Annotated in this window: 20 protein-coding genes, 1 tRNA gene and 2 pseudogenes; 12 read left to right on the plus strand and 11 right to left on the minus strand. The window is 60.4% G+C overall.

The features are described 5' to 3' along the window. Positions 1–343: 343 nt before the first annotated feature. Positions 344–598, minus strand: coding sequence for a helix-turn-helix domain-containing protein (locus NKJ23_RS21725; protein ID WP_352682216.1), 255 nt, complete (start codon positions 596–598; stop codon positions 344–346). Positions 599–739: 141 nt separating this feature from the next. On the opposite strand from NKJ23_RS21725, the gene NKJ23_RS21730 reads away from it, so the two are divergent. Beyond that, positions 740–1,450 carry a hypothetical protein gene (locus tag NKJ23_RS21730; protein WP_352682218.1) on the plus strand — a complete coding sequence of 237 codons (711 nt, stop codon included), beginning with the start codon at positions 740–742 and terminating at the stop codon, positions 1,448–1,450. Positions 1,451–1,672: 222 nt separating this feature from the next. On the opposite strand, the gene NKJ23_RS21735 is transcribed toward NKJ23_RS21730, so the two are convergent. Beyond that, complete coding sequence (locus NKJ23_RS21735; protein ID WP_352682220.1) at positions 1,673–2,560, minus strand: LysR family transcriptional regulator; 888 nt, start codon at positions 2,558–2,560, stop codon at positions 1,673–1,675. Positions 2,561–2,895: 335 nt separating this feature from the next. Continuing rightward, positions 2,896–3,720 carry a TylF/MycF/NovP-related O-methyltransferase gene (locus NKJ23_RS21740; RefSeq protein ID WP_502902562.1) on the minus strand — a complete coding sequence of 275 codons (825 nt, stop codon included), beginning with the start codon at positions 3,718–3,720 and terminating at the stop codon, positions 2,896–2,898. 129 nt (positions 3,721–3,849) lie between these two features. Here NKJ23_RS21740 and NKJ23_RS21745 point away from each other — a divergent pair, with 129 nt between their 5' ends. Next, positions 3,850–4,251 carry an N-acetylmuramidase domain-containing protein gene (locus NKJ23_RS21745; RefSeq protein ID WP_352682224.1) on the plus strand — a complete coding sequence of 134 codons (402 nt, stop codon included), beginning with the start codon at positions 3,850–3,852 and terminating at the stop codon, positions 4,249–4,251. A 403-nt stretch (positions 4,252–4,654) separates the two neighbouring features. On the opposite strand, the pseudogene NKJ23_RS21750 reads toward NKJ23_RS21745, so the two are convergent. Then, positions 4,655–5,221: pseudogene (locus tag NKJ23_RS21750) on the minus strand (transposase); the annotation flags it as partial. Positions 5,222–5,440: 219 nt separating this feature from the next. Continuing rightward, positions 5,441–7,423, minus strand: coding sequence for an acyltransferase family protein (locus tag NKJ23_RS21755; protein ID WP_352682225.1), 1,983 nt, complete (start codon positions 7,421–7,423; stop codon positions 5,441–5,443). Between the two features lie 201 nt (positions 7,424–7,624). On the opposite strand from NKJ23_RS21755, the pseudogene NKJ23_RS21760 reads away from it, so the two are divergent. Next, positions 7,625–8,113 (plus strand): annotated as a pseudogene (locus tag NKJ23_RS21760) (transposase); the annotation flags it as partial. An 871-nt stretch (positions 8,114–8,984) separates the two neighbouring features. On the opposite strand, the gene NKJ23_RS21765 reads toward NKJ23_RS21760, so the two are convergent. The 3 genes from NKJ23_RS21765 to NKJ23_RS21775 all read right to left on the minus strand — a co-directional run bounded on the left by NKJ23_RS21765 (position 8,985) and on the right by NKJ23_RS21775 (position 12,344). Beyond that, a complete protein-coding gene (locus NKJ23_RS21765; protein ID WP_352682227.1) occupies positions 8,985–11,174 on the minus strand; it encodes a calcium-binding protein in 2,190 nt (729 codons plus the stop codon). Positions 11,175–11,810: 636 nt separating this feature from the next. Further along, a tRNA-Gln gene (locus NKJ23_RS21770) sits at positions 11,811–11,885 on the minus strand. 114 nt (positions 11,886–11,999) lie between these two features. Beyond that, positions 12,000–12,344 (minus strand): VOC family protein, encoded by a 345-nt coding sequence (locus tag NKJ23_RS21775; RefSeq protein ID WP_352682229.1) that lies wholly within the window; start codon positions 12,342–12,344, stop codon positions 12,000–12,002. Between the two features lie 186 nt (positions 12,345–12,530). Between NKJ23_RS21775 and ppdK the strand changes: the two genes are divergently transcribed. The 3 genes from ppdK to NKJ23_RS21790 all read left to right on the plus strand — a co-directional run bounded on the left by ppdK (position 12,531) and on the right by NKJ23_RS21790 (position 17,326). Beyond that, positions 12,531–15,209, plus strand: a complete 2,679-nt coding sequence (ppdK, locus tag NKJ23_RS21780; RefSeq protein ID WP_352682231.1) for a pyruvate, phosphate dikinase — start codon at positions 12,531–12,533, stop codon at positions 15,207–15,209. A 135-nt stretch (positions 15,210–15,344) separates the two neighbouring features. Next, positions 15,345–16,448: a glycosyltransferase family 9 protein gene (locus tag NKJ23_RS21785; protein WP_352682233.1), complete on the plus strand. Its 1,104-nt coding sequence runs from the start codon at positions 15,345–15,347 to the stop codon at positions 16,446–16,448. A 140-nt stretch (positions 16,449–16,588) separates the two neighbouring features. Further along, positions 16,589–17,326, plus strand: coding sequence for a polysaccharide deacetylase family protein (locus tag NKJ23_RS21790; RefSeq protein ID WP_352682235.1), 738 nt, complete (start codon positions 16,589–16,591; stop codon positions 17,324–17,326). On the opposite strand, the gene NKJ23_RS21795 is transcribed toward NKJ23_RS21790, so the two are convergent. Both NKJ23_RS21795 and NKJ23_RS21800 read right to left on the minus strand, forming a co-directional pair. After that, positions 17,327–17,716, minus strand: a complete 390-nt coding sequence (locus NKJ23_RS21795; RefSeq protein WP_352682237.1) for a DUF427 domain-containing protein — start codon at positions 17,714–17,716, stop codon at positions 17,327–17,329. 123 nt (positions 17,717–17,839) lie between these two features. Further along, positions 17,840–18,226: a hypothetical protein gene (locus NKJ23_RS21800; RefSeq protein WP_352682239.1), complete on the minus strand. Its 387-nt coding sequence runs from the start codon at positions 18,224–18,226 to the stop codon at positions 17,840–17,842. Between the two features lie 177 nt (positions 18,227–18,403). Between NKJ23_RS21800 and NKJ23_RS21805 the strand changes: the two genes are divergently transcribed. Together NKJ23_RS21805 and NKJ23_RS21810 are read left to right on the plus strand one after the other, a co-directional pair. Next, positions 18,404–20,032 (plus strand): fatty-acid--CoA ligase, encoded by a 1,629-nt coding sequence (locus tag NKJ23_RS21805; RefSeq protein ID WP_352682241.1) that lies wholly within the window; start codon positions 18,404–18,406, stop codon positions 20,030–20,032. Positions 20,033–20,115: 83 nt separating this feature from the next. Beyond that, entirely contained in the window at positions 20,116–20,901 is a 786-nt protein-coding gene (locus NKJ23_RS21810; RefSeq protein WP_352682243.1) for a DUF1499 domain-containing protein, read from the plus strand. A gap of 13 nt (positions 20,902–20,914) precedes the next feature. Here the strand turns inward: NKJ23_RS21810 and NKJ23_RS21815 are convergent, their stop codons facing one another. Continuing rightward, the gene (locus NKJ23_RS21815) at positions 20,915–21,823 is read right to left on the minus strand and encodes an MBL fold metallo-hydrolase (RefSeq protein WP_352682245.1); all 909 of its coding nucleotides are present in this window, start codon (positions 21,821–21,823) and stop codon (positions 20,915–20,917) included. Positions 21,824–21,937: 114 nt separating this feature from the next. On the opposite strand from NKJ23_RS21815, the gene NKJ23_RS21820 reads away from it, so the two are divergent. The 4 genes from NKJ23_RS21820 to NKJ23_RS21835 all read left to right on the plus strand — a co-directional run bounded on the left by NKJ23_RS21820 (position 21,938) and on the right by NKJ23_RS21835 (position 26,367). Then, positions 21,938–22,528 carry a biotin transporter BioY gene (locus tag NKJ23_RS21820; RefSeq protein ID WP_352682247.1) on the plus strand — a complete coding sequence of 197 codons (591 nt, stop codon included), beginning with the start codon at positions 21,938–21,940 and terminating at the stop codon, positions 22,526–22,528. Between the two features lie 491 nt (positions 22,529–23,019). Then, positions 23,020–23,583 carry a transcription termination/antitermination protein NusG gene (nusG, locus tag NKJ23_RS21825; protein ID WP_352682249.1) on the plus strand — a complete coding sequence of 188 codons (564 nt, stop codon included), beginning with the start codon at positions 23,020–23,022 and terminating at the stop codon, positions 23,581–23,583. A gap of 146 nt (positions 23,584–23,729) precedes the next feature. Next, on the plus strand, positions 23,730–25,049 hold the full coding sequence (locus NKJ23_RS21830) for a UDP-glucose dehydrogenase family protein (protein ID WP_352682252.1): 1,320 nt from the start codon (positions 23,730–23,732) through the stop codon (positions 25,047–25,049). 40 nt (positions 25,050–25,089) lie between these two features. Next, positions 25,090–26,367, plus strand: a complete 1,278-nt coding sequence (locus NKJ23_RS21835) for a sugar transferase (protein ID WP_352682255.1) — start codon at positions 25,090–25,092, stop codon at positions 26,365–26,367. Positions 26,368–26,505: the final 138 nt, after the last annotated feature.

Genomic DNA, 26,505 nt, shown 5'->3' on the forward strand with positions numbered 1-26,505 from the left:
CCGCTAAACACGGGGGCTGCGCGGCGGACACGCCGACGTCACCGCAATGCCACGCCATTTTGCAGAACTTGACGCACACAACTGCAAAAAATCTCATCGCCTTGAACAATGCGCTGAGCGCGGAGCGGAGGAGTAAAGGTCGGGAATCCGCGACTGTGGTGGTGCCAATGTTGGCCAGAGCCGCCGAACTCGTTGGCAGCGAGCCGTTCCGCATTGGTAAGATCGACCGTAACGAGTCTTGTCGGTCTGTTTTCGAAGAGATTGTAAGAAGAGAGTGCGCCTGCCGGTCTACGATACGGTGGCGGGATGCTCCCGGATTTCGGGTTTGCTCGCTGCCGTCAGGTCATTTGCTTTCCGGACGGCGTACCAGTCGTACGCCAGGTCCGCCGCTGTTTTCTGGGATGAATTCGATACCGGCAACCTCCAACGCTTGGCGAATCGCTGCCATATTGTTTGGATGTGGAACCCTGGCGCCTCGCTCGAAATCGACCACCGTAGGCCGTGATACCTTGGCGGCGTCCGCCAGCTCGCGCTGACTTATTCCCAGCATCGCGCGAGCGCCCCGACACTGCGCGGCAGAAATTTTACTATAAGTCAAACGTTTATCTCTTGGGTTGACTTTTCACCGGTAACTTGTCAAATTGTCCCGGTTATGCGTGCGGCAAATTCGCGGCCGAACAGGATGTTTGCACCATCCCGCCCGGCCTGACCGCAACCCAAGCTGATTGGAGCTCGGATCATGGCTGATTCCGACAATACCACGACTCTGCCTTACGTCACCCGCAGGCGAGTGCTTGCGGGAACAGTCGTGGCCACCGCCGCGTGGACGCTCGAAGGCAACGCGTCCGCAAGCGGCGCCGGAAGCACGAATGTGCGTTCTGATCCTGCACTGGTGCTTTGGCGGGAATGGGAGACAGTCCACAAACAGACCGAGCGGCTTTGCCGCAGGCAGCAGCGCCTGGAGGCAATGCTTGTCGAGAGCATCGGCTTTCCCTGTGTGACCGTTCGCCTGGCCGAGGGTGAGCAAGTGACGGTCCATTCGATCGAGATGCTCGATGAAGTGCTCGGCAAAGCGCCAGATAAGGGGGCGGCTCTCCGCAATAAGGCCGAAGCTGATTTCGCGGCGCATCAGGCACGCTGGGATGCGGCTGCGGAGAAAACTGGCTACACCGCCGCCTTCAGGGCCGAGCGCGAGGCTGGCGAGAAAATGCAAGATCTGCTGCAAGCGTTCTCAGCGACTCCCGCCACCACTGTCCCCGGTGTGGCAGGCAAGCTCGATGCCGTATTGCGCGAGGGCGAGGCATGGGAGGAATGCTCCGAATTTCCTTGGCCGCAAATCCGTTCAGCGCTCAGCGACCTGGTGCGCATCGCCGAAAGCTTTGGTGCTGACCGGGTGCGGCGCCAAAGGATCGGTCATGACCAAGCTGAAACTCTCCGCCATTCCCGATGACCGTTCCGGTCAAGATCACGGTCGAGCTGCGCGACGCCGTTCATCCGCGATCTCGTCACCTATGCTGAATTGCTCGGCCGCGAGACCGGACAGATAGTTGCCGATCCGGCAGAGCTGATACGGCCGATGCTGACCTTGTTCACTACAAGACAGAGCCTTTCCCCGAGTCCGACGAACCCTGAAGCCGGGATGACTTTTCGGGTCATTGTGGTCGGACGGCAGTCAGGCGGAATACCTGTCGCGCAGGAATGCGATGAAGACCGTCAGGGCAGGATTGGCATTGTCCGGGCGCCAACGGGCAAAGCTGGAGATCTGGATCGGCTTGCCTCCGATCCGCAGCTTACGGCAGACGGCGCCATCAGGAACGCCGCCGGCGTCTCCCTCGTGGATCAGAGCGACACCGAGCCCATTTCCGACAAGGCGCAGAAGGATGCCCGCACTGACGTGATGTTCGACAATTGCGGGAAGCTGCACGCCATTTCCAACAGCGTCGGCGAGCAGAAATGCTTCGCCCTTACGCACGAGCAGCGTCTCTTGGCCCAATTCCGACCACTCGATTACGGGACGGCTTACGAGAGGATGATTCGGAGCGAGAACAACGGCTAGAGTATCCTTCCACAATTTCAATTCGAATGCGCCGCCAATGGATCGAGAGGAGGAAGTGACGGCAACGTCGACCTCCGCCCCGCCCAACATAGCCCGTGGTTCAGGGTGAGACCCTTCGATCAAGCTGATGGTCACATTTGGATGACATTGCCCGAACTCGATGACCGCATCCAGCGCTCGCCCGGCGAGGATGAGTCCGTTGGAGCCGATGGAAAGCCTTTGTTGTTCATCCTTGATCCCCGTCCTGGCCAGCGTCAGAGTATTGTCCAGTTCGAGTAGCACGGAGCGCAGACGACCCAGGAAACGCTCGCCGGCCGGGGTTGCGCCCACGCCGCGGGCATGGCGATGAAATATCCTCGTTCCCATCGCATATTCGAGATCGCGTATGCGCCGGCTGAGCGCGGAGTGATCGATACCGGCGCGCCGCGCCGCGCGCAGGAAGCTGCCCTCCTCGGCGACCACAAGCGCATAATTAAGTGTCGAGAGTTGAATGGAGCTCCGCATCTCTGCTCAGGTAAGTAGCGACGTTCGCAAGACGTTTGAGCGTTTTTGAGGACTGCGGCTATACCCAAATCTCAGTATTGACACCAGATGAGCTGTCCAACCCGTTCCTTTTAGATCACAGTCACAGACGGCAGGTGCTTGATCCGCTTCCACTGCTCCTTGGCCGGGGTTCCTGAGCAGCCATGGCGAAGTGCACTCTCGGTACGCTTCCGCAGGCTCTTAGTCCGGGCAAGGGCGAGTCTGCGGCACCCGTCGGGTTCGCCAGGCGTCTGACATACCTAGGCTCGGCGCGGGTCGACTTCTGCTTGGTGAACTGCGCAAAACCAGGATGCGACCTATAATCGCCGGATCACGGCATGAGGGAGGATTCGTGTCAGACGGCAGTCAGCGCGGCCGGCAAGGAATTCATCGGTCGCCGTCCGGCATCCCCCGTAGTCATTGTAATCGTCCAGGATCATGACGCCTCCTGGGCTCAACACCTCGAAGGTTCGCTCGAGACAGAACTTGACCGGATCGTGCCAATCGCAATCGACATGGGCCAACGCTATTCTGGTTTTCGGATCAAAATCTACCGTGTCTTCGAACAGGCCCTTGTGAAGGACGATCCTTTCGCCATCGACCGGGACGCCAAAACCCGTGAAGCTGGCACTCACCTTATCGAATAGGTTGCCTTGATACCCGTAATAGGTGTCACCGCCAATGCCTGTGGATCGTCCCGACCGGATGGTCTCGTAACGGGCCTTGGATTTTTCGTCGTCCTGTTCTGTCGGGCTCGGGATCATGCCAAACACATCGTAGCCGTGGAAATGACGGTCTCCGTCGAGTTCGGACGCAATGTAGATTGCCGAACCACCGAGTGCGATCCCGTATTCTATGAAATCGCCGGGTACCTTTTCACGCCCCAGCTGCCTGATCGCATCGCGAAGGCTGATAAACTTTGCGTCCGAAAGATACGTCAGCCGCGCGCGTTGCACCGAGCGGGCGACGGCAGGTACTCTAAGCCTGTTTGCATTCTTCAGTACGCGTTGGGTCACTCTCGACAACATCTTGTGGTCCCTCGAAGACGCAAACGCCGTGTCGCTCCAAGTTGAGCGCGGCAAACACTTAGCACAACCACCGACTATCTCAACCTCCCTGCGAGGGCGGACAGGAACTGCCATGGACAGCACGTTCAAGGGGCGCTGCGAAGCGCATTAGCGATCTCGACATTCCGCGCATTGGCGCGACGATCGGCGTCGGCGAGGACGAAGTTCACGCTTTCATGGATATCGAGGCGGCAGGGTCCGGTTTTGATTAGCGAGGGCCGGCCGAAGCTGCTGTTCGAGCCGCATGTCTTCCATCGCAACCTGTCCGGCGCCAAGCGTGCCGCCGCGGTGAAGGCCGGGCTCGCCTATGCCAAATGGGGCGCGAAGCCTTATCCGAAGGACAGCTATCCGCGCCTGGTCGCGGCCATGGCGATCGAAGAGGCGGCGGCGCTCAAGTCGGCATCATGGGGCCTGACGCAGATCTTGGGCGAGAACTTCAAGGCCGCCGGCTTCCCGTCCATCCAGGCCATGGTGCAGGCGTTCATGGATGACGAGGCGGCGCATCTCGAGGCGACGGTGAAGCTGCTTGTCGCCTGGAAGGTGGACGACGATCTCCGCGCGCATCGCTGGCCGGTTGTCGCCGAGACCTGGAACGGCCCCGGCTAGAAGAAGAACCGCTACGATTTCGAAGCTCGCCACGGCCTATCCCAAGTGGCAGAGGCTTCACGCACCGACGTCGAGAACGAGGCGCGCGCCCGCGCCATGGCGCTAATCGAACAGAGGAACCACGACATCCGGAAATCACCGATCTGGATGCTGCTCATCTGTCCGGTGAGCTCGGCGGTCGCTGGGTGCCAAACGAAGACCGCTGCGACTGAGGGCGCCGGCTTCTCGCTGCTGACACCAGCACCCGCGACACGCGACTTTATCATCAAGAACGGCCGGCCATTCGCCAATCAGGTGGCCGGCAATAACCGGACGTGCCAGCGCGCGCCGGCCTGCACGAAGTAAGGATGGCCGGCAGCATGCGCATCTGGCTTGGCCCGGTCCTGGTCACGATCAACAACGGTCGGACGTTGCCCGTCTTCGCCGACGCTTCGAAGCGGGCCGTCGTGCTGGTCTCCAGATCCCGACATGCCTGCGCAAGGTCGTGGTGAGCGCCAGCCCGAGATGAAGTCGATATCGTTGGCGCGGCACCAGTCGATGACCTGCGGACTGCAATAATAGCTGTCGGCCCGGATCAGGATCCGGGTGTTCGGCCAATTGCTCCGGATCGCCCGCACGAGGCGTCGCAGGTGGGGGCGGATTTCTGCCCCAGTCGGCCGCTTGTCCGATCGCAGGGTCGCGCTGGCGAAACGTCCCGCGCCATCGAACACCACGATCAGCTGGAAGCCGTATTCGTCGTAATGGGCATTGAACAGCCGCAATTGCTGGCTGCCATGCACGGCGTCAAAGGTGTCGTCAATGTCGAGCACGATCCGCTTTGGAGCCTGGCGGAAGGACCAGTTGCCGCACCCCGGGGCAAGTTCTCCAGCCGGCACATCGTCGACCGGGAGGCCAGATCCCGACCCGAAGGCAGCGCATCCTAGGCGATCTTTAAGATCGGATCGGAGCGCGGCCGGTTGGCGTCGTTGCCACCCTAATAACTGGCGGCAATCATCTTGCCGTAAAAAACCAAATCCTGCGTCATTTCAACGGCCTACACCAAATTCGCCAACCCCCATGAATTTTTCAGGGTAGACAGCAGCCTCAGGATTCACAAGCGCAATCTGAAGATTGCTTGACGGCCCGCCGCACTTCTTGTCCACATCAGAAATCAGCCTCTGGTCTCCTGAGCAGGCCGATCCGCGGCTGTTTACGAGGGCGGCAAATCCAGTTTAACAGCGAGATTGGCGGGGGAAATGGCGTTTTCGAAAATGGCGGCGAGAAGATGGCCCCCTGCTTTCGAAAGGTGTGTCTTGTCCTGGTATAAAATCTCGTCGCCCGCTTTCAACCGGCAATCACTTGGCCCGCACAACGCCGGCACGATCGGGATGAATTGAACCGAGCGCGGAAGCAGATCGGACAGGAACTTGTTGTCATTCCAGTGCGGTTCGGCCGGCATGGTCGAACAGGGCGCGTCGGCCGTTCCCATGAAATAGGCGCGGATCAGGCAGACTAGCACATCGGTCGGGGGTTCTGGCGCCGGTCCAACGACAGCGGTCTTGATGCCGCGTGCCGCCAGCCTGTCGGCGGTGCTTCGTATAGACGACGAAAAGTTGGCCCTGGAAACCTCCGGCGAGGGCCAGGTGCCATCCCTCGAAAGAAGGCTTCTGTCGCTTCTAGAATAGGTGTTCCACCGCCCGGCCAGGATCACGAGGGAGACGTTCGGGTCGTCAAGGATTGCCTTCAGCGCGGCCGAGTTGAAGGCCGGACAATCGGCCCGCATTGGGCTTGAAGGGAGCATCTGTAACTCGGGCAATGGTGCGCACCCGGCCTTTGTAATCTGCCTGACGCGCACACCTATCGCTTTGCCAGCCTCATCGAGGGATGACGCCAAATGTGCGGCGTGGGAATCGCCCCATAAAATGATCGTAGGTGACAGCGGGTCTTCGCTGCCGAGTATGCATTTGCTCCCGGCGGGAATAAGGGCACCGCGCATGAGGCACGGCGAAGCCTGAAACGTGGCTCTCTCTGCCATCATAGCCGCAACCGATGGGGCCATGGCTGGCCCTCTGTTTGGGAACCCTTGGCCTTTGATGATGACTAGGGATAGGCAGCAAGCAACCGCCATGGCGCTGGCAGCCGGGATGGCCCACCTCCAAATCGCCGTTTCCTGCTTCTGACGGAATGGGCGCTCCACAAACCGCCAGGAAAGAGTGGAGATGAGCAGTGCTGCAACAACGATGCTCACCCGCTCCGAGACAAACAGGTCCCGGTTTTTGTAGATCCCTAAGAAGACCAGCAGCGGCCAATGCCAAAGGTAAAGCGAGTAGGAAATCAGCCCGACGAAAGCGGCCGGAGAAACGGATAGCGCTCTCGAAACTGCGGTCTGATGGCGGATGCCGGCGGCGATCACAAGGGCGGCTCCAATGCAAGGGCCGAGTGCAGAGAGGCCGGGGAACGGCGTATCGCTGTCGATTATGAATAGCGAAGCGACAATGAGCGCAAGACCGGCGAGAGCGGCGATTTCGGCCGGTCTCCGCTCGAGCCGAGCGGCCATCGCTTTAACCGACGGCAGCGCGATGATCCCGCCAAGGAGCAGTTCCCACGCCCGCGTCGGGAGCATGTAGAACACGAAGGGCTGATCGACTGGAAGCCAATACTGGCCGGCGGCAATCGAGGCGACGCCGAGCGCTGAGACGATTATCAAAGCCCACGGCCTCAGCCATGCCATCAGGATCATTAGCACCAGCGGCCACAGCAGATAGAACTGCTCCTCGACCGCGAGCGACCACGTATGCAGAAGCGGGAGCGATCCGGCGGCTGCGGTGAAATAGTCCGTGTTTCGATAGAAAAAGATGTTCGCGCCGGACAGCGCAGCGGCAATCGCACTCTTGCTGAAGCTAGTGAATTCTCCCGGCGGCAGCACAAACCACGCCATCACAAAGCAGGCACCGAACATCGCGAACAGGGCCGGGAAAATCCGGCGAACGCGGCGATGGTAGAATTCTACCAGCGAAAATGTGTCGTTCTTGATCCGCTCGATTATGTCGGAAGTGATTAGAAACCCGGAGATGACAAAGAAAATATCGACTCCGATAAAGCCGCCGCTGATCGCAGAAAATCCGGCGTGGTAGAGGACAACAGGAACAACGGCCACGGCCCGCAGTCCGCTGATGTCGGGTCTATAATTCATGCTGCGTCCCCCTAGGGTCGCGGCAATCTAAACGTCTTCCGGGACGTCAAAGTCAACCCACAACTCAGAGGCTACCATGGACCTTTTATTCAAAGGCGCTGCCAAGCGCCCTCGATGATCCGATTTGCCACCGCTCAGCGCTCGGATCGGCGTCGGCGAGGACGAGATCCAAATGGTTGTCCAGGCAGATTGCCCTTCAGCGGCCGGCTTGAGCGGTACGACTGCGAGTACAAACGCAACGGTACCGCCAACCTGTTCGTCTTCCTGACGCGCACCGCTCCTGGCGCAAAGTCAAGGTCACCGAGCGACGCGCGGCACAAGACTTTGCCTACTGCATGCGCGACCTCCTCGATATCCATTACCCGAAGGCCGAACGCGTCAGGGTGGTGCTCGACAATCTGTCAACCCACTCGGCCGCTATGCTCTACCAGGCCAGGCCCGCTTCAGAGGCGCGACGCATCCTTCGACGGCTGGAATTCCACTACACGCCCAAACACGCCAGCTGGCTCAACATGGTCGAGATCAAAATTCGGCGTTCTGCGCGGCTAGTGCCTCGATCGTCGGATCGACAGCTACGATCGCCTCGTCGCAGAGACCGCTGCCTGGGAGCATCTGCGAAACACGAGCCGCGCCCGCACCAACTGGATGTTCTGTACCGACAACGCACGCCTTAAGATGGCCAAAGCCTAGCCCAAGCCGACTTCCAAAGAGTCATAACCTCTGTGCAGAGATACTAGCGTTTTGATGACGTTCGCGAGGTGCGCGTGCCGAGCACAGTACGTGACCGATCTTCGTACTGAGCGGATTCGTTGGTTCATTCACACACTTGGTCCCAAGTGCGAGACTTCGACTACCGCTCGAGGCTCTCGCCGTGATTGTAGGCGCCCCGCTCGACCCAAGGCCGGGCCCCACCGATACAATAGTCAAGGAGATGGTGGGATCCAAGCGACAGAGGCTCAACCATGCCAAAGCCCTCGGCCTCCACAGCCAGAAAGGTGGGGTTACAACAACCCCTATGGCACCCACGAAAAACGGTTAGGGCTCAAACCGTGAATGGCTCGAAGCTGGGCCGGACTTCGAAGCAACGCCTGAAGCCGTCCGCGCTCGCTTGACAGGTACCAAGCCACGTATCCGCGCGCCGGCCGAAACGCGACAGGTGACGTGATGGATCCCAAAACATTGTCGGCTGACGAACGTAGCGCCTTTCTTACCAACATCGAGATGAGATGTGAAAGCGTGGTCGAACACATCGCGCACATTCGGCGAGTTCACGAACACTGGCGCGCCGTTCGCGCTGATTACCCTATAGTCAATTGCGCGGGGGTGCTGCTCACAGTCCGCATCACCCGCCCCCGCGGGGGCACACGCAAAGGGCGCGCGGATGTCTGCGCCAAGCGACGGTTCCTATAGCAGGCGTGTGGATCGGCTTCGCCTCTTCACCGGCACGCCGATGTAATCCCGGGTAAACGTCAGCCCGAACGCGGTACCCACGTCCGAACATCAGGTGCTTGAACAAAGACGGAGCGGCGGACCGGCTCGAAGGTCCGCCGTCCTGGGTCGTTCAGATCACAAGGAATGAACCTGCCGTAAGCGACAGACCTGGGGAGAGAGTGGCGAACTGTATTTGAGCTGCGCCGCCGATCCCGTCACTGTCGAAAGAGAGCGCTCCGGTTGAACTGTTGTAGATGATATGATCGGAGCTGTCATGCGCAGCCGTGCCAGCAAAGAAAGCATCGGATGAAAGGCCGCCCAACTTAAGCCCGGCAAAAACGGCGTCGTCAAGCTGGATCTTGTCCTGGAGCTTGTTGAAGTCGGTGACCTTGTCGATATTGCCGGCTCCAAGAGCGCTGTTGAACACGAAGGCATCATTGCCTCCGTTACCGGTCAAGATGTCGGCACCGCCGCCACCGTTGATGATGTTCGCGCCGGTATTGCCTTGGACAGTCTGGGCAAAGGCGTTGCCGGTCAGGTTGATTGCAGACGTACCGGACGGATTGGTGGTGGCGAGGAGCTCGATCTGCGAGCCGGCCAACAGGGCGTGGCTCACCGAGGCGAGCACTTTGTCGGTACCGCCGCCCACTGCCTCAACCACCTTGTCAGCGGCATTGTCGACATAGTACGTGTCGTTGCCGCCACGGCCGGCCATCGTGTCGGCGCCGCCGCCACCATTAATGACGTTGGCGCCGGCATTGCCCTGGATGGTCTGGGCGAACTCATTACCGGTGAGGTTGATCGCCGTGCTGACGGAGGGGCTGGTGGTGGCGAGAAGCTCGATCTGCGAGCCCGCCGAAAGGGCATAGCTCGCCGATGCGAGCACTTTGTCAGTGCCGCCTCCCACTGCCTCGTTCACCCTGTCGCCGGTATTGTCGACATAGTAGGTGTCGTTGCCGCCATAGCCGGTCATGGTGTCAGCGCCACCGCGACCATTGATGACATTGGCACCGGCATTGCCCTGGATGGTTTGGCCAGACCCATTGCCGGTGAGGTTGATTGCCGTCGTCCCGGACGGGTTGGCGGTGGCGAGGAGCTCAATGTACGAGCCGGCCGACAGGACGTGACTCACCGAGGCGAGCACTTTGTCGTTGCCCCCGCCCACCGCCTCAATCGCCCTGTCGCCGGCATTGTCGACATAGTAGGTGTCGTTGCCACCATAGCCGCTCATCATGTCGGCGCCGCCGAGGCCGTTGATGACATTAGCGCCGGCATTGCCCTGGATGGTCTGGGCGAACGCATTGCCGGTCAGGTTGATCGCCGTCGTGCCGGACGGGCTGTTGGTGGCGAGAAGCTCGATCTCCGACCCGGCCGCAAGCGCATGACTTACTGACGCGAGCACTTTGTCCGTACCGCCGCCTGCTGCCTCAATCTCCTTATCGCGGACATCTTCGACATAATAGGTATCATTGCCGCCATAGCCGATCATCGTGTGGCCACCGGCGCCGTGGAACACATCGTCGCCGCTGGTGCCGTACAAGGTGTCGCTTGTGTCGACGGGAGGCGGTTCGGTCCCGGTGGTAGCGAGATTGTGCTCCCGGAAAACGGCCTGCAGTTCCGAAGAGCTCTCCAACGCTGTGTCGCCTCGCTGCGACCCCCAGGCGTATGCGTAGTCGAAGGCGGGTGACGGAACCAGCTTGGCCCAGTGCTCCATCATAATTTCCATCTGGGCGGCGGTGGGCACCACATATTTGCCACCCATGTCGGTGTTATACTCGCCACCTCCAAACGCCTGGTAGCCCGGAACGATCTGGCTCGTCGGGATGCCCGATGCCTGAGCGGCGGCGACGAATTTATCGATCATGTTGTAGTCGACCGGGCCATCCGTGCGGACGGGATAGACATCTATGCCGTAGTAATCGATACCCGTATTGGCGGGATTGTACGTGCCCCTAAAATCCGGATTCGCCGATGTCCCCAAGCTCATCATTGTGATGTAGGTCTTGGCGCCTGGAAAATGCTCATGGATCCAGTCGGATTCTGCCTTCAGATTTGCGGCAGAGGCGTAGGTGCCCCATTGGCCGGTGGGATCCGGCTCGTCAACCAAGAAGAACCCAAATACGTTCGGATTGCCGAGGAAAGGAGTAACCTTGTCGATAAAGGATTGGGTTACTCCGTTGGCCTCGTCGAGGTAGACCAAGCCTTTCATGCCCTCTGGCAGCTCGTTGACCTGGTCAACATATTGCACGCTAGCCAGATTGAATCCGGCTTTTGCAATGTCCGTGCCGGATCCGCCCGACGTGTAATGGAGAGTCGCCATCCATAATCCCTCATTTTGATTCGATAGCGCCCCGCGGATGCCTGCCTACTAGAAGGTGTATATTAGCGCCAAATCACATACCTGCACGCCCTGATAGAATGATTGATCGGCGGCAGGATTCTCACGTTGCGGCGAAAAATATACTTACGGATAGTCGACATTGTGCGATAAAAGAAAATTTAACTTCAGAGATGCCAACGTTGTTTTCCGAGAGATGCTTATTGATATTTCTGCGACATTCTACTTGTTGCTGACAGCACAAGACAACATGATCGCCGTCGTTAAAAAGAAATTGAATTTTATTAAAATTGGTTTGATAATTGCGCGCCGATTGCTACTAGAGAGGCGTTTAGGTGCTGACTTATCTGAAGGAAAGCGACAAAAATCCGATGTTTTGGATTATAAAAGTCTCAAACTGTAAGATCGAACGCCAAGCCGTGGCAGAAAAACTGCTTTTCTCCACAAGATGCATTTGACTGCCGGTCAATTGAGCCGACATTAAACTAAGATGCCGGCCGGATCGCGCTCTCTGCCGAAGACACCAATTTGTTGTGGACAGATACCGCAGATACCAGTCCGCGACCAAGGTGTCTGCAACTGAGATTGCGACTCGGGGGATCGTCAGAATTGGAGAACTGGCTGGGGCGCCAGGATTCGAACCTGGGAATGTCGGTACCAAAAACCGATGCCTTACCACTTGGCGACGCCCCAACAGCCGGAGCCTGCCCGCTGTGCGCGCGGCCTTATAGGACGAGCCGGGAGAAAGCTCAATGCCGACTATGCGCGACCGATCCACCAGTTTTGCAGTCGCTACTTTGAACGGATCTATTCACCCCATACCGCCATTTCATTGCCGGCCGGATCGACGAAGTGGAACCGCCTGCCGCCGGGGAATGAAAAGATCGGCTTGACGATGGTGCCGCCGGCATTTTCGACGGCGCTCAATGTTTCCTCCAGCCTTTCGGAATAGAGCACGGGCAGCGGCTTGGCCGGCGCATCTTGGCCATCCGCCTGAAAACCGCCGTCCAGCCCTTCGGCAAAAGCTGAATAGGTCGGCCCGTAATCGGTGAACGACCATGAGAAGGCCGCGCTGTAGAAAGCCTTCACGCTGTCCAGCGTTCCGCCCGTCGCCGGCATTTCCAGATAATCGAGCCTTCCGGTCATTCTCATCGCTCTACCTTTTGTTCTCGTTATGTTCTACAACAAAGCTTTCCAAAAAGCAAGTCTTTTCGGCGCCGCTTTTCCTTAATCGATTGTAGAGGCCGGCCGGCTTGGTCGATGCCTTGCCTTTCGCACTGCAGCATCATATCGCTCGATTTGCCAATATTTCCAATCTCCTGCAACCGGGGAGCAAGCATGACCAAATGGGTGTACACCTTTGGCGACGGCGCCGCGGAAGGCCGTGCCGGCGACCGCAATCTGCTCGGCGGCAAGGGCGCCAACCTTGCCGAAATGTGCAGCCTGGGCCTGCCGGTGCCACCGGGATTCACTATCACCACCGAGGTCTGCAACGCCTATTACGCCAACGGCCACGCGTATCCGGCCTCGCTGGAAGCGGATGTTGCGGTCGCCCTCGACCATATCGGCCGGCTGACCGGGCGCCACTTCGGCGATCCGTCGAAACTGCTTTTGGTGTCGGTGCGCTCCGGCGCCCGCGCTTCCATGCCCGGCATGATGGACACCGTGCTCAATCTCGGCCTGAACGATGAGACGGTCGAGGCACTTGCCGCCGATTCAGGCGATCCGCGCTTTGCCTATGACAGCTATCGCCGTTTCATCCAGATGTATTCCGACGTCGTCATGGGCCTCGACCATGAGGTCTTCGAGGAGATACTCGAAGACCAGAAGGGCGGCCTCGGCCATGAACTCGACACGGAGCTGACAGCCATAGAATGGCAAGGTGTAATCGCGCTCTACAAGGCCAAGGTCGAGGAGGAGCTCGGCAAGCCGTTTCCGCAGGATCCGAACGAGCAGCTGTGGGGCGCCATCGGCGCGGTGTTTTCCAGCTGGATGAACAACCGCGCGATCACCTACCGGCGCCTGCACGATATTCCCGCAAGCTGGGGCACGGCGGTCAATGTCCAGGCCATGGTCTTCGGCAATATGGGCGACACCTCGGCCACCGGCGTCGCCTTCACCCGCAATCCGTCGACCGGCGAAAAGCAGCTCTATGGCGAGTTCCTGGTCAATGCCCAGGGCGAGGATGTCGTTGCCGGCATCCGCACGCCGCAGAACATCACCGAGGCGGCGCGCATTGCCGCCGGCTCCGACAAGCCGTCGCTGCAGAAACTGATGCCGGACGCCTTCCAGGCTTTCGTCAGTATCTCCGACCGCCTGGAAAAACATTACCGCGACATGCAGGATCTCGAATTCACCATCGAGCGCGGCAAATTATGGATGCTGCAGACCAGGTCAGGCAAACGCACCGCCAAGGCGGCACTGAAGATTGCCGTCGACATGGCCAGGGACGGGCTGATTTCGAAGGAGGAGGCCGTCGCCCGCATTGATCCGGCCTCGCTCGACCAGTTGCTGCATCCGACGATCGATCCAAAAGCGGCGCGCGATATCATCGGCGTTGGCCTGCCGGCATCGCCAGGTGCTGCCACCGGCGAAATCGTGTTTTCCTCGAACGACGCCGAGGAGGCCAAGACACAAGGCCGCAAGGCGATCCTGGTGCGCATCGAGACCAGCCCCGAAGACATCCATGGCATGCATGCGGCCGAAGGCATACTGACGACGCGCGGCGGTATGACCAGCCACGCCGCTGTTGTGGCGCGCGGCATGGGCAAGCCTTGCGTTTCGGGCGCAGGCTCGCTGCGCGTCGACTACAAGGCCGGCACGCTGATGGCGATGGGATCGACGTTCCGCAAGGGCGATATCATCACCATCGACGGCGGCAACGGCCAGGTGCTGAAAGGCGCGGTACCGATGCTGCAGCCGGAACTCTCGGGCGATTTCGCCGCCATCATGGAATGGGCCGACGGCGCGCGCCGCATGAAGGTGCGCACCAATGCCGAGACGCCGCTGGATGCGCGCATGGCGCGGTCCTTCGGCGCCGAAGGCATCGGTCTTTGCCGCACCGAACACATGTTCTTCGACGGCGACCGCATTGTTGCTATGCGCGAGATGATCCTGGCCGATACGGAAAAGGATCGGCGAACGGCGCTGGCCAAGCTGTTGCCGATGCAGCGCTCGGATTTCCTCGAACTGTTCGAGATCATGGCCGGCCTGCCGGTAACGATCCGCCTGCTCGATCCGCCGCTGCACGAATTCCTGCCCAAAACGGAGGAGGAGGTGGCCGAGGTCGCCGCCGCCATGAACGTATCGCCGGACAAGCTCCGGCGGCGCACCGAAGCGCTGCACGAGTTCAATCCGATGCTCGGCCATCGCGGCTGCCGGCTTGCGGTTTCCTATCCCGAAATTGCCGAGATGCAGGCGCGCGCCATTTTCGAGGCGGCCGTCGAGGCCGGCAGGAAGGCCGGCGCGCTGGTGGTCCCCGAAATCATGGTGCCGCTGGTCGGGCTGGTGAAGGAGCTCGACTTCGTCAAGGCACGTATCGATGCGGTCGCCAAAAGCGTGATGGAGGAGACCGGTGTCAGGATCGACTATCTGACCGGCACGATGATCGAACTGCCGCGTGCCGCGATCCGCGCTCATGTCATCGCCGAGGCGGCCGAATTCTTCTCCTTCGGCACCAACGATTTGACCCAGACCACGTTCGGTATCTCGCGCGACGACGCGGCCTCGTTCCTCGAGACCTACCGGCAAAAAGGCATCATCGAGCAGGATCCGTTCGTGTCGCTCGACGTAGAGGGTGTCGGCGAGCTGGTGCGGATGGCGGCCGAAAAGGGCAGGGCAACGCGGCCCGACATCAAGCTCGGTATTTGCGGCGAGCATGGCGGCGACCCGGCCTCGATCCATTTCTGCGAAAAGGTCGGCCTCGACTACGTCTCGTGCTCGCCATACCGGGTGCCGATCGCCAGGCTGGCCGCCGCGCAAGCGGCGGTGCAGGCTGCAAAGAACGGCCGCGGATAGGAGTTGCAGTCCATCGGCATCTGACCTTACCGATTTGTAACTGAATTCACGCGAACGTGCGTCTGTCGGCTCCAAATCCCGACATCGTTTCTGCCCAGTTTCCGGCCCCCGAACCCGCCCCGGTGCCAGAAACAGATGTTGCAGAACCCGCCCACGCACGTCCGCTCGATTCTCATCCTCCAGACGAAATTCATCGGCGATCTTGTCCTCGCTTCCGCGCTCGCCAGAAACCTGCGCCTCCAATATCGAAAGGCCAGGATAGTGTTCCTTTGCGAGGCGAACTTTGCCAGTTTCCTGTTGGCTCATGGCATCGCCTCGGACGTGGTGGCGTTCCGGCGCGTACGGATGCGTGGCACCCCTGTGCAGCGTGGTCGCGAGCTTTACGCGATGGTGCGCGCTCTGCGCCGGTTCCGGTTTGACCTGACCATCGACCTGGCCGATTCCAAAACCTCACGCATCATCGTCAGGCTCGTCAACGCCAAGACCCGCGTCGGATATGATCCTCCCGAAAAACCGTTGCGCTGGCTGGAACGCCAGCCCGCCAACGTCCTAGCCAAGCCGTTTGGCTTTGGTGGCCAGCATTATCTCTACCGCTATCTTTCGCCGCTTGAGGCGCTTGGCGTGGAGTTGCGTGCGCCGGTCCCAGCGATTGAGCCGCTGCCGCTGGAGACCGCCAGGGCATTGGCGCTTCTCGACCGGCATCACCTCCGGCGTAACGCCTTCATAGCCGTTCATGCAGGAGCGAGCTTCCGGGGGCGGCAATGGCAGCCGGAACGTTTTGCGCTGGCGATCGACGAGATCTCGCGGCAGACCGGGTTGGACTTCCTGCTTGTCGGCGGCCCCGATGAACGGGCATCTGCCGAGCGCATCGTCGCCAAGGCCGCTTCGCCGGTCGTCAACGTGGTCGGGGCGCTGTCGCTGGCAACGCTGCTGGCGGTCCTCGGCCAGGCACGCCTGTTCCTGGGAAACGAGAGTGGCCCGATGCACATGGCCGCCGCCGCCGGAACGCCGGTTGTAGGCCTGTTCGGCCTGACCGACCCGGCCGTCTGGGGGCCTGTCGGCGTGCCCAGTGTTACGCCGCGGCCCTCCATGCCTTGCGAGTGCATAGCCAGGGACCTGTGCCGCCGGCCCGATCCGAGCAAGGCTTGCTGCGTCTGGCGACTCGAGGTCAAAGCGGTGGTCGACGCGGTGCTCGCGATCCTTTCACGTAAGGTTAAGGACGTGGAGCACGCATTGTGACCTCGCGCTTGCCAAAGGTCAGGCCGGCGGTCAAATGGCCGCTGCCGACGCTTTTGCAGGGGCATCGTCCCGATTTCCGCCTTGATGGCGGTCTTGGGGTCGCCGCTTCAACTTTGATCCGGCCGACCTGGAAATAATCGATGCGCCCGTTCCAAAAGTATTTTTGCGCCATTGCGATATCGCTGTGGGCTGTTTCTCCTGGCAACGCCCAGTTGCTCGTCGCACCGACGCTGCACATCAAGGCCGAGGCGGGCGGCGGCCGCGTCGCGCTGACGCTCGATGCGTGCGGCGGAAGGACCGACACACGGATTCTCTCGGCGCTGGTGGAAAACAAGATTCCTGCCACCATTTTCGTCACCGGCATCTGGCTGAAGCACAACGCCGCCGCCGTCGAGATCATGCGGGCGCATCCCGAACTGTTTGAATTGGAAAACCATGGTGGCCGCCACGTCCCGGCCGTCGACACGCCGCAAAAGATCTACGGCATTCGCAGTGCCGGCAGCCCGGAGGCCGTGCTGGCCGAGGTCGAATCGGGTGCTGCCGCTCTTGCCGTGACCGGCGAACCGGCGCCGAAATGGTTTCGCGGCGCAACCGCCGAATACAGCCCGTCGGCAATCGCGATGATACGCAAGCTTGGTTTCAAGATCGCCGGATTCTCAATCAACGGCGATGGCGGCTCATTGCTCGGCGCAAAAGAGACCGCCCGGCGCATTGCCGCGGCAAAGGAAGGCGACGTCATCATCGCTCACATCAACCAGCCGACCCATGCGGCCGGCGAAGGCGTGGTGCAGGGACTTCTGGCGCTGAAGGCCAAGGGCCTCACCTTCGTGCGTCTCGACGATGCCGACGGCGTCGGCGATGAAGGCACCACCGACTGATCAGTCGGGCGTGGCCTCGATGGTCACCTTGTTCGGATAGAACGCGCCGTGATCGCGAATGTCTGACATCTCGTCGAACGGCCGCTCATAGGCCCACATCGCATCCTCGCCGGCATCGCCGGCGGGCAGCACGCTCCAATAGCTGGCATCGCCCTTGTAGGGGCAATGGCTCGAGCGTTCGGTTTTGCCAAGCCGGTTGAAGTCGATGTCGTCGAACGGAATGTAGAAAACCGGAGGGTAGGGCGATTCGGTCAGCACTTTGACCTTGCTGGACGAAGCGATGACGACATCGCCGACGCGCACCGTCACGGTGCCCTTGTAAGGCTCGACGGTGATGACCTTGCCCGGATTCCGCTGAAAGCCTGGTGACGGGTTTGCGATCTGGTCCATGTCGGATCTCCTTGCCTAAACCCCAAGATGTGTCTGGCAAGAGCCTTGCGCAAGACCTGCCTGCCACCAGGCGGGCGTCCACGGGGGCAAGTCTCGCGCTTTCCTCCGATACCTCGCCTAGAATTAGGCGGCGGCCTGGAATGCGTCCATCAGCCCGGCATAGGCGGCGGCAATGCCGGCCACCGGGTTGGTGCTTTTCGAGGTGGTCTCGACCTTCAGCGCACCACCGCTGGTCGGCAAGGTGAGCAGCAGGAACTGTCGATTGCCGGCATCGCCGACCGATGCGGCGGCGACGTGCTGGGCTTCGCCCTCGTTCTCAACGCACATCTTGAACAAGAGTGTGCCGCCGACCGCCTCGAGAGCGCCGCCAACGACCTCGACGAATTCATCTTCGGAAACGGTTTTGGCGCCGGGAACCAGATCGGCCGGCGCCACATCGGTCGCCACCAGATCGGCCAGGCTTTCGGCAAGCGTATTTTCGAGGGCTTCGTCGTCGAGCTGCGCGTCCATGCGAACCTCTTTCATTCGCCAATCGCGCCCCACCTATTAATCAACGTTAACGCCGAGCATGGCCGGATTGTGGCGAATTCGGCCTCATTTGGCTCCAGGCACCGCTCCAGCCCCGGTCCTGGCTGGACAATCCGCCGGTTCGTCCCACAATGGCGAAAAACTAACGGGAGGAACAAAATGCTCGGGCTGATGCAGGAATGGCCGCTGCTTTGCCACAAGCTGATCGACAATGCCGAGAGGCAGCACGGCAGACGCGAGATCGTGTCGCGCTCGATCGAGGGGCCGATCGTGCGCAGCACATATGCCGAAATTCACCATCGTGCCCTGAAGGTCGCCGAGAGGCTCGAGCGTGACGGCTTCGGGCTTGGCGACCGCATCGCAACACTGGCCTGGAACACCGCGCGCCACATCGAGGCCTGGTATGGCATTATGGGTGTCGGCGCGATCTATCACACGCTTAACCCGCGGCTCTTTCCCGAGCAGATCACCTGGATCATGAACAATGCCGAGGATAAGGCGATCTTCGTCGACCTGAGCTTCCTGCCGCTGCTCGAAAAGATCGCCGGCGCGGTCAAATCGCTGAAGCAGGTTATCGTGCTGACCGACAAGGCGCATTTGCCGGAGACTGCGCTACCCAAGGTCGTCGCCTATGAAGAATGGCTTGCTGAAGCCGACGGCAACTTCGCCTGGAAGACATTCGATGAAAACACCGCCGCCGGCATGTGCTACACCTCGGGCACGACGGGCGACCCGAAGGGCGTCCTCTACAGCCATCGTTCGAACCTGCTGCACGCCATGATCGCCGCGATGCCCGACGCCATGGGCCTGTCGTCACGCGATACCATTTTGCCGGTCGTGCCGATGTTTCATGCCAACGCCTGGGGCCTTGCCCAGAGCGCGCCGATGATTGGCGCCAAACTGGTCATGCCCGGCTGCAAGATGGACGGCGCTTCGATCTACGAGCTGCTCGACACCGAGCAGGTGACCTTCAGCGCCGCCGTGCCGACGGTGTGGATGATGCTCCTCCAGCATCTGGAAGAGACCGGCAAGAAACTGCCCTATCTGCAGAAAGTCGTCATCGGCGGCTCGTCCTGTCCACGCGCGCTCACGACGAAGTTCCAGGACAGTTACGATGTCCAAGTCGTCCACGCCTGGGGCATGACCGAGATGTCGCCGCTCGGCACGCTGTGCACCCTGAAGCCGGATTACGCCGGGCTGAAGGGCGAGGCCCGCCTCGGCGTCCAGCAGAAGCAAGGCTTTACACCGTTCGGCATCGAAATGAAGGTGACGGACGACGCCGGCAACGAACTGCCATGGGACGGCAAGACCTTCGGCCGGCTCAAGGTCCGCGGGCCGGCCGTCGCGCGCGCCTATTATGGCGGCATCGGATCCGAACAGTTCGATCAAGACGGCTGGTTCGATACCGGTGACGTCGCGCATATCGACCCCGGAGGCTATATGCAGATCACCGACCGCGCCAAGGACGTGATCAAGTCGGGCGGCGAATGGATCTCGACCATCGAGCTCGAGAACCTCGCGGTCGGCCATCCCGATGTGGCGGAGGCCGCCGCCATCGGCATTCCGCATTCGAAATGGGGCGAGCGGCCTTTGCTCGTGGTCGTGCGCAAGCCGGGCAGGGAGCCGACCAAGACGGACATTCTCGCTTTCATGGACGGCAAGGTGGCGAAGTGGTGGATGCCGGACGACGTCGCTTTTGTCGGCGAAATTCCACACACCGCTGCCGGCAAGATCCAGAAGATTGCCTTGCGCCAGCAGTTCCGGGATTATCACCTGCCGACGGATTGACCGGAGATGCGGCGTCTTTGCGCCTTCAAGCCGCCGCTGAAAGGCACTATGCCTTTGTTCGGGTTGGGGCAGCGCGGAAAACAATGACGGGAATTCCCGAGCGACAAACGTCGAGGGCTGCCGGTTGGTCGCGGCGCGCCGGCGCGTTTTCGGCGATCCTGCTGCTGACAGCTCTCATCGGCCACCGCTATGACCTCGTCGAGACGCCCGCATTCCTGTGGGTGCTTTGCATTGTCGCCCTGCTGGCCGCATTTGCGCTTTTGTTCGGCGGGTTTGCCTTTGCGCGACTGTGGAATTTCGGCGATCGCGGCGGCCACGACCTGACCGTCGGCGCCTTGCTGGCGGTTCTGGTGCTCATCCCTTACGGCGTCGCGGCCTATTGGGCGGCGACCTATCCGCCGCTACGCGACATCTCGACGGATTTGGACGACCCACCGGTGCTCGATATTTCTACCCGGACAAAGGACATGAACGAGCTTTTGCCGCCGACGCCCGGCGAGCAGCGCCTGCAAATCGAAGCTTATCCGCTCGTTACCGGACGCAGCTACACCTTGCCTTTCGATCGCGTTCTGGAGGCGGTCAAAACCGTGCTCGATCGGCGCGGCTGGCAGCTCACGGCGCCGTTTCCCGACGCAGCAGGGCAAAGCGACGTGACGGTCGATGCGCTGGCCAAGAGCTTGCTGCTTGGCCTTCCCGCCGATGTTGCCATCCGCGTGACCGACGATGGTGATGTGGTCATCGTCGATATGCGCTCCGCCTCGCGTTACGGCCGCCATGACCTTGGCGACAATGCAGCGCGCATCACCGACTTCCTTGCCGAACTCGACCAGGAAGTCGCCGGCCAGGTGGGCGTGGCGCCGGCGGAATGATATCGGGAGGGTACTACTTTGCCGGCGAATAGATGCCGTCGATAGCCGGCGCGCCATCGGTGTGGACCAGGCCCTGCGCCACCAGGTCTTCCAGATGGGCAAGCACCGACAGGCCGGCCGCGCCATGCAGGCGCGGGTCGGTGTCTCGATAGATCACCTCCACCATGTCCTTGATTGCCCGGTCGCCGCTGTTGATCCGCTCCAGAATTGCCCGTTCGCGCAGTTTGCGATGCGTTTTCAATCCGCGCATGAAGTCGCGCGGCTCGGTCACCGGCCCGCCATGGCCGGGCAGCAGCAGCCGGTCGTCGCGTTCGATCAGCCGGTCGAGCGATGTCATGTAGTCCGCCATCGCGCCGTCCGGCGGCGCGACGATCGTGGTTGCCCACGCCATGACGTGGTCGGCCGAGAAAAGGAGGCCGGTTCCCTCCAGCGCGAAGGCTGCGTGGTTGGCGGTATGGCCGGGCGTCAGCACCGTCCGGATCGCCCAGCCGTCGCCGTCGATCACCATATCGTCGGGCAGCGCGATATCAGGAACAAAGTCGGTGTCGGCGCTGGCATCGAGCGGACTGACCTCGCCGGTACGCAACGGCCGCGCCGGACGATGTCGGCCTTCCGCCAGAACCGCCGCACCGGTATGCTGCTTCAGCCGCGCCGCCAGCGGCGAATGGTCGCGATGCGTGTGGCTGACGAAGATATGGCTGACCGGCCTGGTCCCGATCGCTTCGAGCAGTGTTCTAAGATGTGCCTCGTCATCCGGTCCGGGATCGATCACCGCCAGCGTCTCGCGTCCGACGATATAACTGTTGGTTCCGTGAAAGGTGAACGGGCTTGGGTTCCTGGCGGTGACGCGTTGAATATCAGGCGCAACGGCTACGCCCTGGCCGTAGGCCGGATCGAAGCGTGTATCGAATTTCAGCGCCATGCGAACGTCGCGACCTTTTTTGGGGCGAGGGCAAAACCGATTGCCGCATAGCACGGAAGCCAATATAGGAAAACGCAAGGCCGCGTTCGGCGGCAATCCGGAACGGGGAAGACCATGGCAATTGCAACGACGATGCGTCCGCTCATTTCTCTCGCTTTGCCCGAAAAAGGCACGGCCCGGCTGGCGGGACAGCTTTTGCTGGCGATCGCCGGAACGCTGCTGCTGATCTTGTCTGCCAAAACCAAGGTCATGCTCGGACCGGTCGATATCTCGATGCAGACGCTCGCCGTCTTGCTGATCGCTGCCGCATTCGGCATGCGCCTCGGCGTCGCAACGCTGCTTCTCTACATGGCTGAGGGCGCGTTGGGCCTTCCGGTCTTCCAGAGCACGCCCGAAAAGGGCATCGGCATCGCTTACATGCTCGGTTCGACCGGCGGTTATCTTGCCGGCTTCGTCGTCATGGCGGCGATCGTCGGCTGGGCTGCCGACCGTGGCTGGGATCGCCATCCGATCAAGCTCTTCAATGCCATGCTGGTGGCCGAGATCGTCATGATGGCAATGGGCTTTGCCTGGCTGGCGCTGTTGATCGGCCCGGAAAAGTCGTGGCAGTTCGGGGTGGTGCCCTTTATCGTCGGTGATCTGATCAAGGTTGCGCTGGCCGCGAGCCTGGTGCCGGCTGTCTGGTCGCTGTTGAAGCGTTCGTGAAGCCGGTCGAGCGGAACTGAAGTCAAAAACGGACCTGCACGTTGCATGGCTGTCACCATGTTATTGCCTGAACCCCCATGACACGATGGTAACCCGTTCTGCGCGATAACCTGTCGAATGGTTTTCATCGTAGTTGGTGTGGCCGTGCAGGATCTTTCTCGTTGGCGGCAGGCTTGTAGCGCGACGCCATGCAGCGAGCCCGTCACATTAGCTTCAAGTCGACGGACTAAGTACCAGAACCAACGGGCGATTCGTCACGACCAGCGGAACCAAGCACCTACTTATGGAAATAAATTGCTCGACATAGCATCTCAGCCAGCTGAAAAAGAAAGCGGCTCGATGATTATTTAGGCACAGCTAAATTTCTGGACAATGTGTAGGAAATTCTTAACCCAACCGCCTTGACTCTAGTGGCTTGGTTGCTTGCTGATATCCACACACTGTCGTAACCGTTGACCTGAGATCATGCCGCCGACTGCCGAAGGAGACACGTGAGTAGCGCGGAAAAAACAACGAGCAAGGCAACAACCCTCTCGTCGGAGCCGACCGCCGCGCCGGCAACCCGCTGGTACGCGGCCAGCGTCTTTCCCGGAAAGGAGCATGTCGCCGAACGGCATCTCCGGATCCAGGGATTCCAGCCCTTTGTGCCCCGCTGCGAGAAAACCGTGCGTCATGCCAGGCGGCTCGAAACCCGGTCGGCGGCCTATTTCCCGGGCTATATGTTCATCGCCCTTGACCTCGGACTGCAACGTTGGCGTTCGGTCAATGGAACATTCGGTGTGCGTTCCCTCGTTACGCAAGGCGACCGGCCTTTGCCGGTCCCCTCGGGTTTGGTCGAGCGTTTCATTGCATTGACCGGCAAGGATGGGCTGCTTGATTTCAGTGGAGGCCTCGCAGCCGGTGCCTCGGTCCGAATCCTTTCGGGCCCTCTCGCGGATACAATCGGTCGCCTTGACCGGCTCGATCCAGCTGGACGAGCCCGGGTTCTGGTGGCCATCATGAATGGCGAAATCCCTGTCGACCTGGATGCCAGGGATCTCGTAGCAATCGCGTAGCCGCAAACATCAAGGCGGCGTCGTGATGTAAATTGTTGTAGGATGCGCTCTCGGGTTTCACCCGGGAGTGCGGTAGCCGTCGTTCGGTGGGGAATAGGCGCTGTCTGGCGAGATCGTCTCGTCGGCGCTGATTGAGAGTACGCGGTATGCGAATAACAATGATTGGTGCCGGCTATGTGGGGCTCGTCTCGGGCGCCTGTTTCGCCGACTTTGGCCATCAGGTCTGCTGCGTCGACCGCGATGCGGAAAAGCTTGCCATGCTCAAACTCGGCAAGATACCGATCTACGAGCCGGGGCTTGACGACCTCGTCACCACCAACGCCGCGCAAGGCCGCTTGCGTTTCGACGACAATCTGGCGGATGCCGTTTCTCAATCGGATGTCGTCTTCATTGCCGTGGGCACGCCATCACGGCGTGGCGATGGCCATGCCGACCTGTCCTTCGTCTATGACGCGGCCGCCGAAGTTGGTCGCGCACTCAAGGGGTTTACGGTCGTGGTGACGAAATCGACCGTTCCCGTCGGTACCGGCGATGAGGTGGAACGGATCATCCGCGAGCAAAATCCCACAGCCGATTTTGCGGTGGTCTCCAATCCGGAATTTCTTCGCGAAGGATCGGCGATCGAGGACTTCAAGCGGCCCGACCGCATCATTGTCGGCACCGATGCCGAACGGGCCAAAGCCGTCATGGGCGAGATCTACCGCCCGCTCTCGCTAAATGTCGCGCCGATATTCTACACGAGCCGGCGTACGGCTGAGCTTACCAAATATGCCGGCAACGCGTTTCTGGCCATGAAGATCACCTTCATCAACGAAATAGCCGATCTCTGCGAGCGGTTGGGAGCCGATGTGCAGGACGTCGCCCGCGGCATCGGCATGGACAACCGCATCGGCGCAAAGTTTCTTCATGCCGGGCCGGGCTATGGCGGTTCCTGTTTCCCGAAAGATACGCTGGCACTGGTCAAGACCGCGCAGGACGCGGCAAGCCCCGTGCGGCTTATTGAAACGACGGTCTCGATAAATGACCAGCGCAAACGGGCGATGGCTCGCAAGGTGGTCGAGGCCTGCGGCGGCTCGGTTCGCGGCAAGACCATCGGTATCCTCGGCCTTACGTTCAAGCCGAACACCGACGATATGCGCGACGCCCCCTCATTGGCCATCATTCAGGCGCTTAAGGATGCCGGCGCCTCGATCAAGGCCTATGATCCGGTCGGCATGGAGCAGGCACGCAAGATGATCGAGGGCATTGAATTCGGAGAAAGCGCGTACGCGATAGCTGACGGCTCGCATGCGATCGTCATCGTCACCGAGTGGAACGCGTTTCGGTCGTTGGATCTGAAGCGGCTCCATGCACTCATGGCAACGCCGGTGATGGTCGATCTGCGAAACGTCTACCGCGGCGAGGACGTCGTGAAGCAAGGCATAGCCTATTCGAGCGTCGGGCGAGAGCAGCATCTTGCCAGGTGAACGTCCAGGTTTTCATGGGGCCCGATTCGCGGGATTCAAATTGATCGCCACCACCATCCATTTACCCAACAAACGGCATCTCCTGCTCCGGATGCGTTTTCAGCTGCTTGGCGGATTGACATTCGCGATTCTGCTACCGGCGCTGATCCGCCTATCGTTCGATCAGGAGGTAATCCGGTCACCGAACCTGCAGGTTACGATCTTTGCGGCGTTTATCGCTCACACGACAGGTTATTTCTTCTATAAGCGCATCGGCAATTTCCCGGGCGTTGCAGCGGCTGGCTACATCCTGCCAACCTTCGCCCTGACCTACGGCCTGGTGTTCGCGACGATCTTCTTCTTCAGGTTCGACTACAGCCGGTTCCAGGCCGCGGCGAGCTTCATTCAATCGACATTGTGGTATTTTGGTTTGAGCCTAGCCACGCGGCGGCTCGATGCACACCGGCTGGCGATAATTCCTGGCGGAGAGGTTAACAGGCTGGAGAGCATACCGGGCGTTAGCTGGCACAGGATTCTTTCGCCCGACACGGTCGTCGAGTACGCGAGCGGCGTGGTGGCCGACCTTCGAGCCGACCTTTCAGATGAGTGGGAGCGGTATATTGCCGACCGCGCGCTTTCGGGAACACCGGTCTATCACGTCAAGCAAATAAGCGAGTCGCTCACAGGCAGGGTAGAGATCGAGCATCTTTCTGAAAACACTCTAGGCTCCTTGAATCCAAACCAGGCTTACCTGAAAATAAAGCAGGCGATAGACTGGGCTGCTGCGTTGTTTATGCTTGTTGTTTTCTCGCCATTGCTGTTGTTCGTGGCGATTGCCGTAAAGATCGATTCGCCTGGACCGGCGCTATTTAGACAGAAGCGAATGGGCTACAGAGGGCATCCCTATGAGGTCTACAAGTTTCGAACGATGAAGCTCAGCGACACGGCTGTCGACGAGAAGGAAGCGGCCATCACGAAGGCCGGCGATACACGCATCACCCGTTTGGGGCAGTTCTTGAGAAAATCCAGGATCGACGAGTTGCCGCAGGCCTTCAACATCCTGCGCGGCGAGATGAGCTGGATCGGACCGCGGCCGGAAGCACTTGTACTGTCGAAATGGTACGAGGCGGAGCTGCCATTCTATCGCTACCGTCACATCGTGCGGCCTGGCATTACCGGATGGGCGCAAGTCAACCAGGGCCATGTTGCAGCCGTGGACGACGTCCTGGAAAAGCTTCACTACGACTTCTACTACATCAAGAATTTCTCCCCTTGGCTCGACGTGCTGATCGTGTTTCGTACCATCCGAACCATGCTGACGGGATTTGGCGCGCGTTGACAAGGCGGCAAAGATCGCTACTCGACGTAGCCAAGCCGCCGCTCAAGAGCTTCGCAGGATGGGGAATAGCCACCAACTTTTTTGAAAATGGGTATTTTTTGCAATGTCTAAAGTTACGCTGATCAGCGTTGAAAATAC

The sequence above is a fragment of the Mesorhizobium sp. M0184 genome (genome assembly GCF_040322215.1).
Classification (GTDB): domain Bacteria; phylum Pseudomonadota; class Alphaproteobacteria; order Rhizobiales; family Rhizobiaceae; genus Mesorhizobium.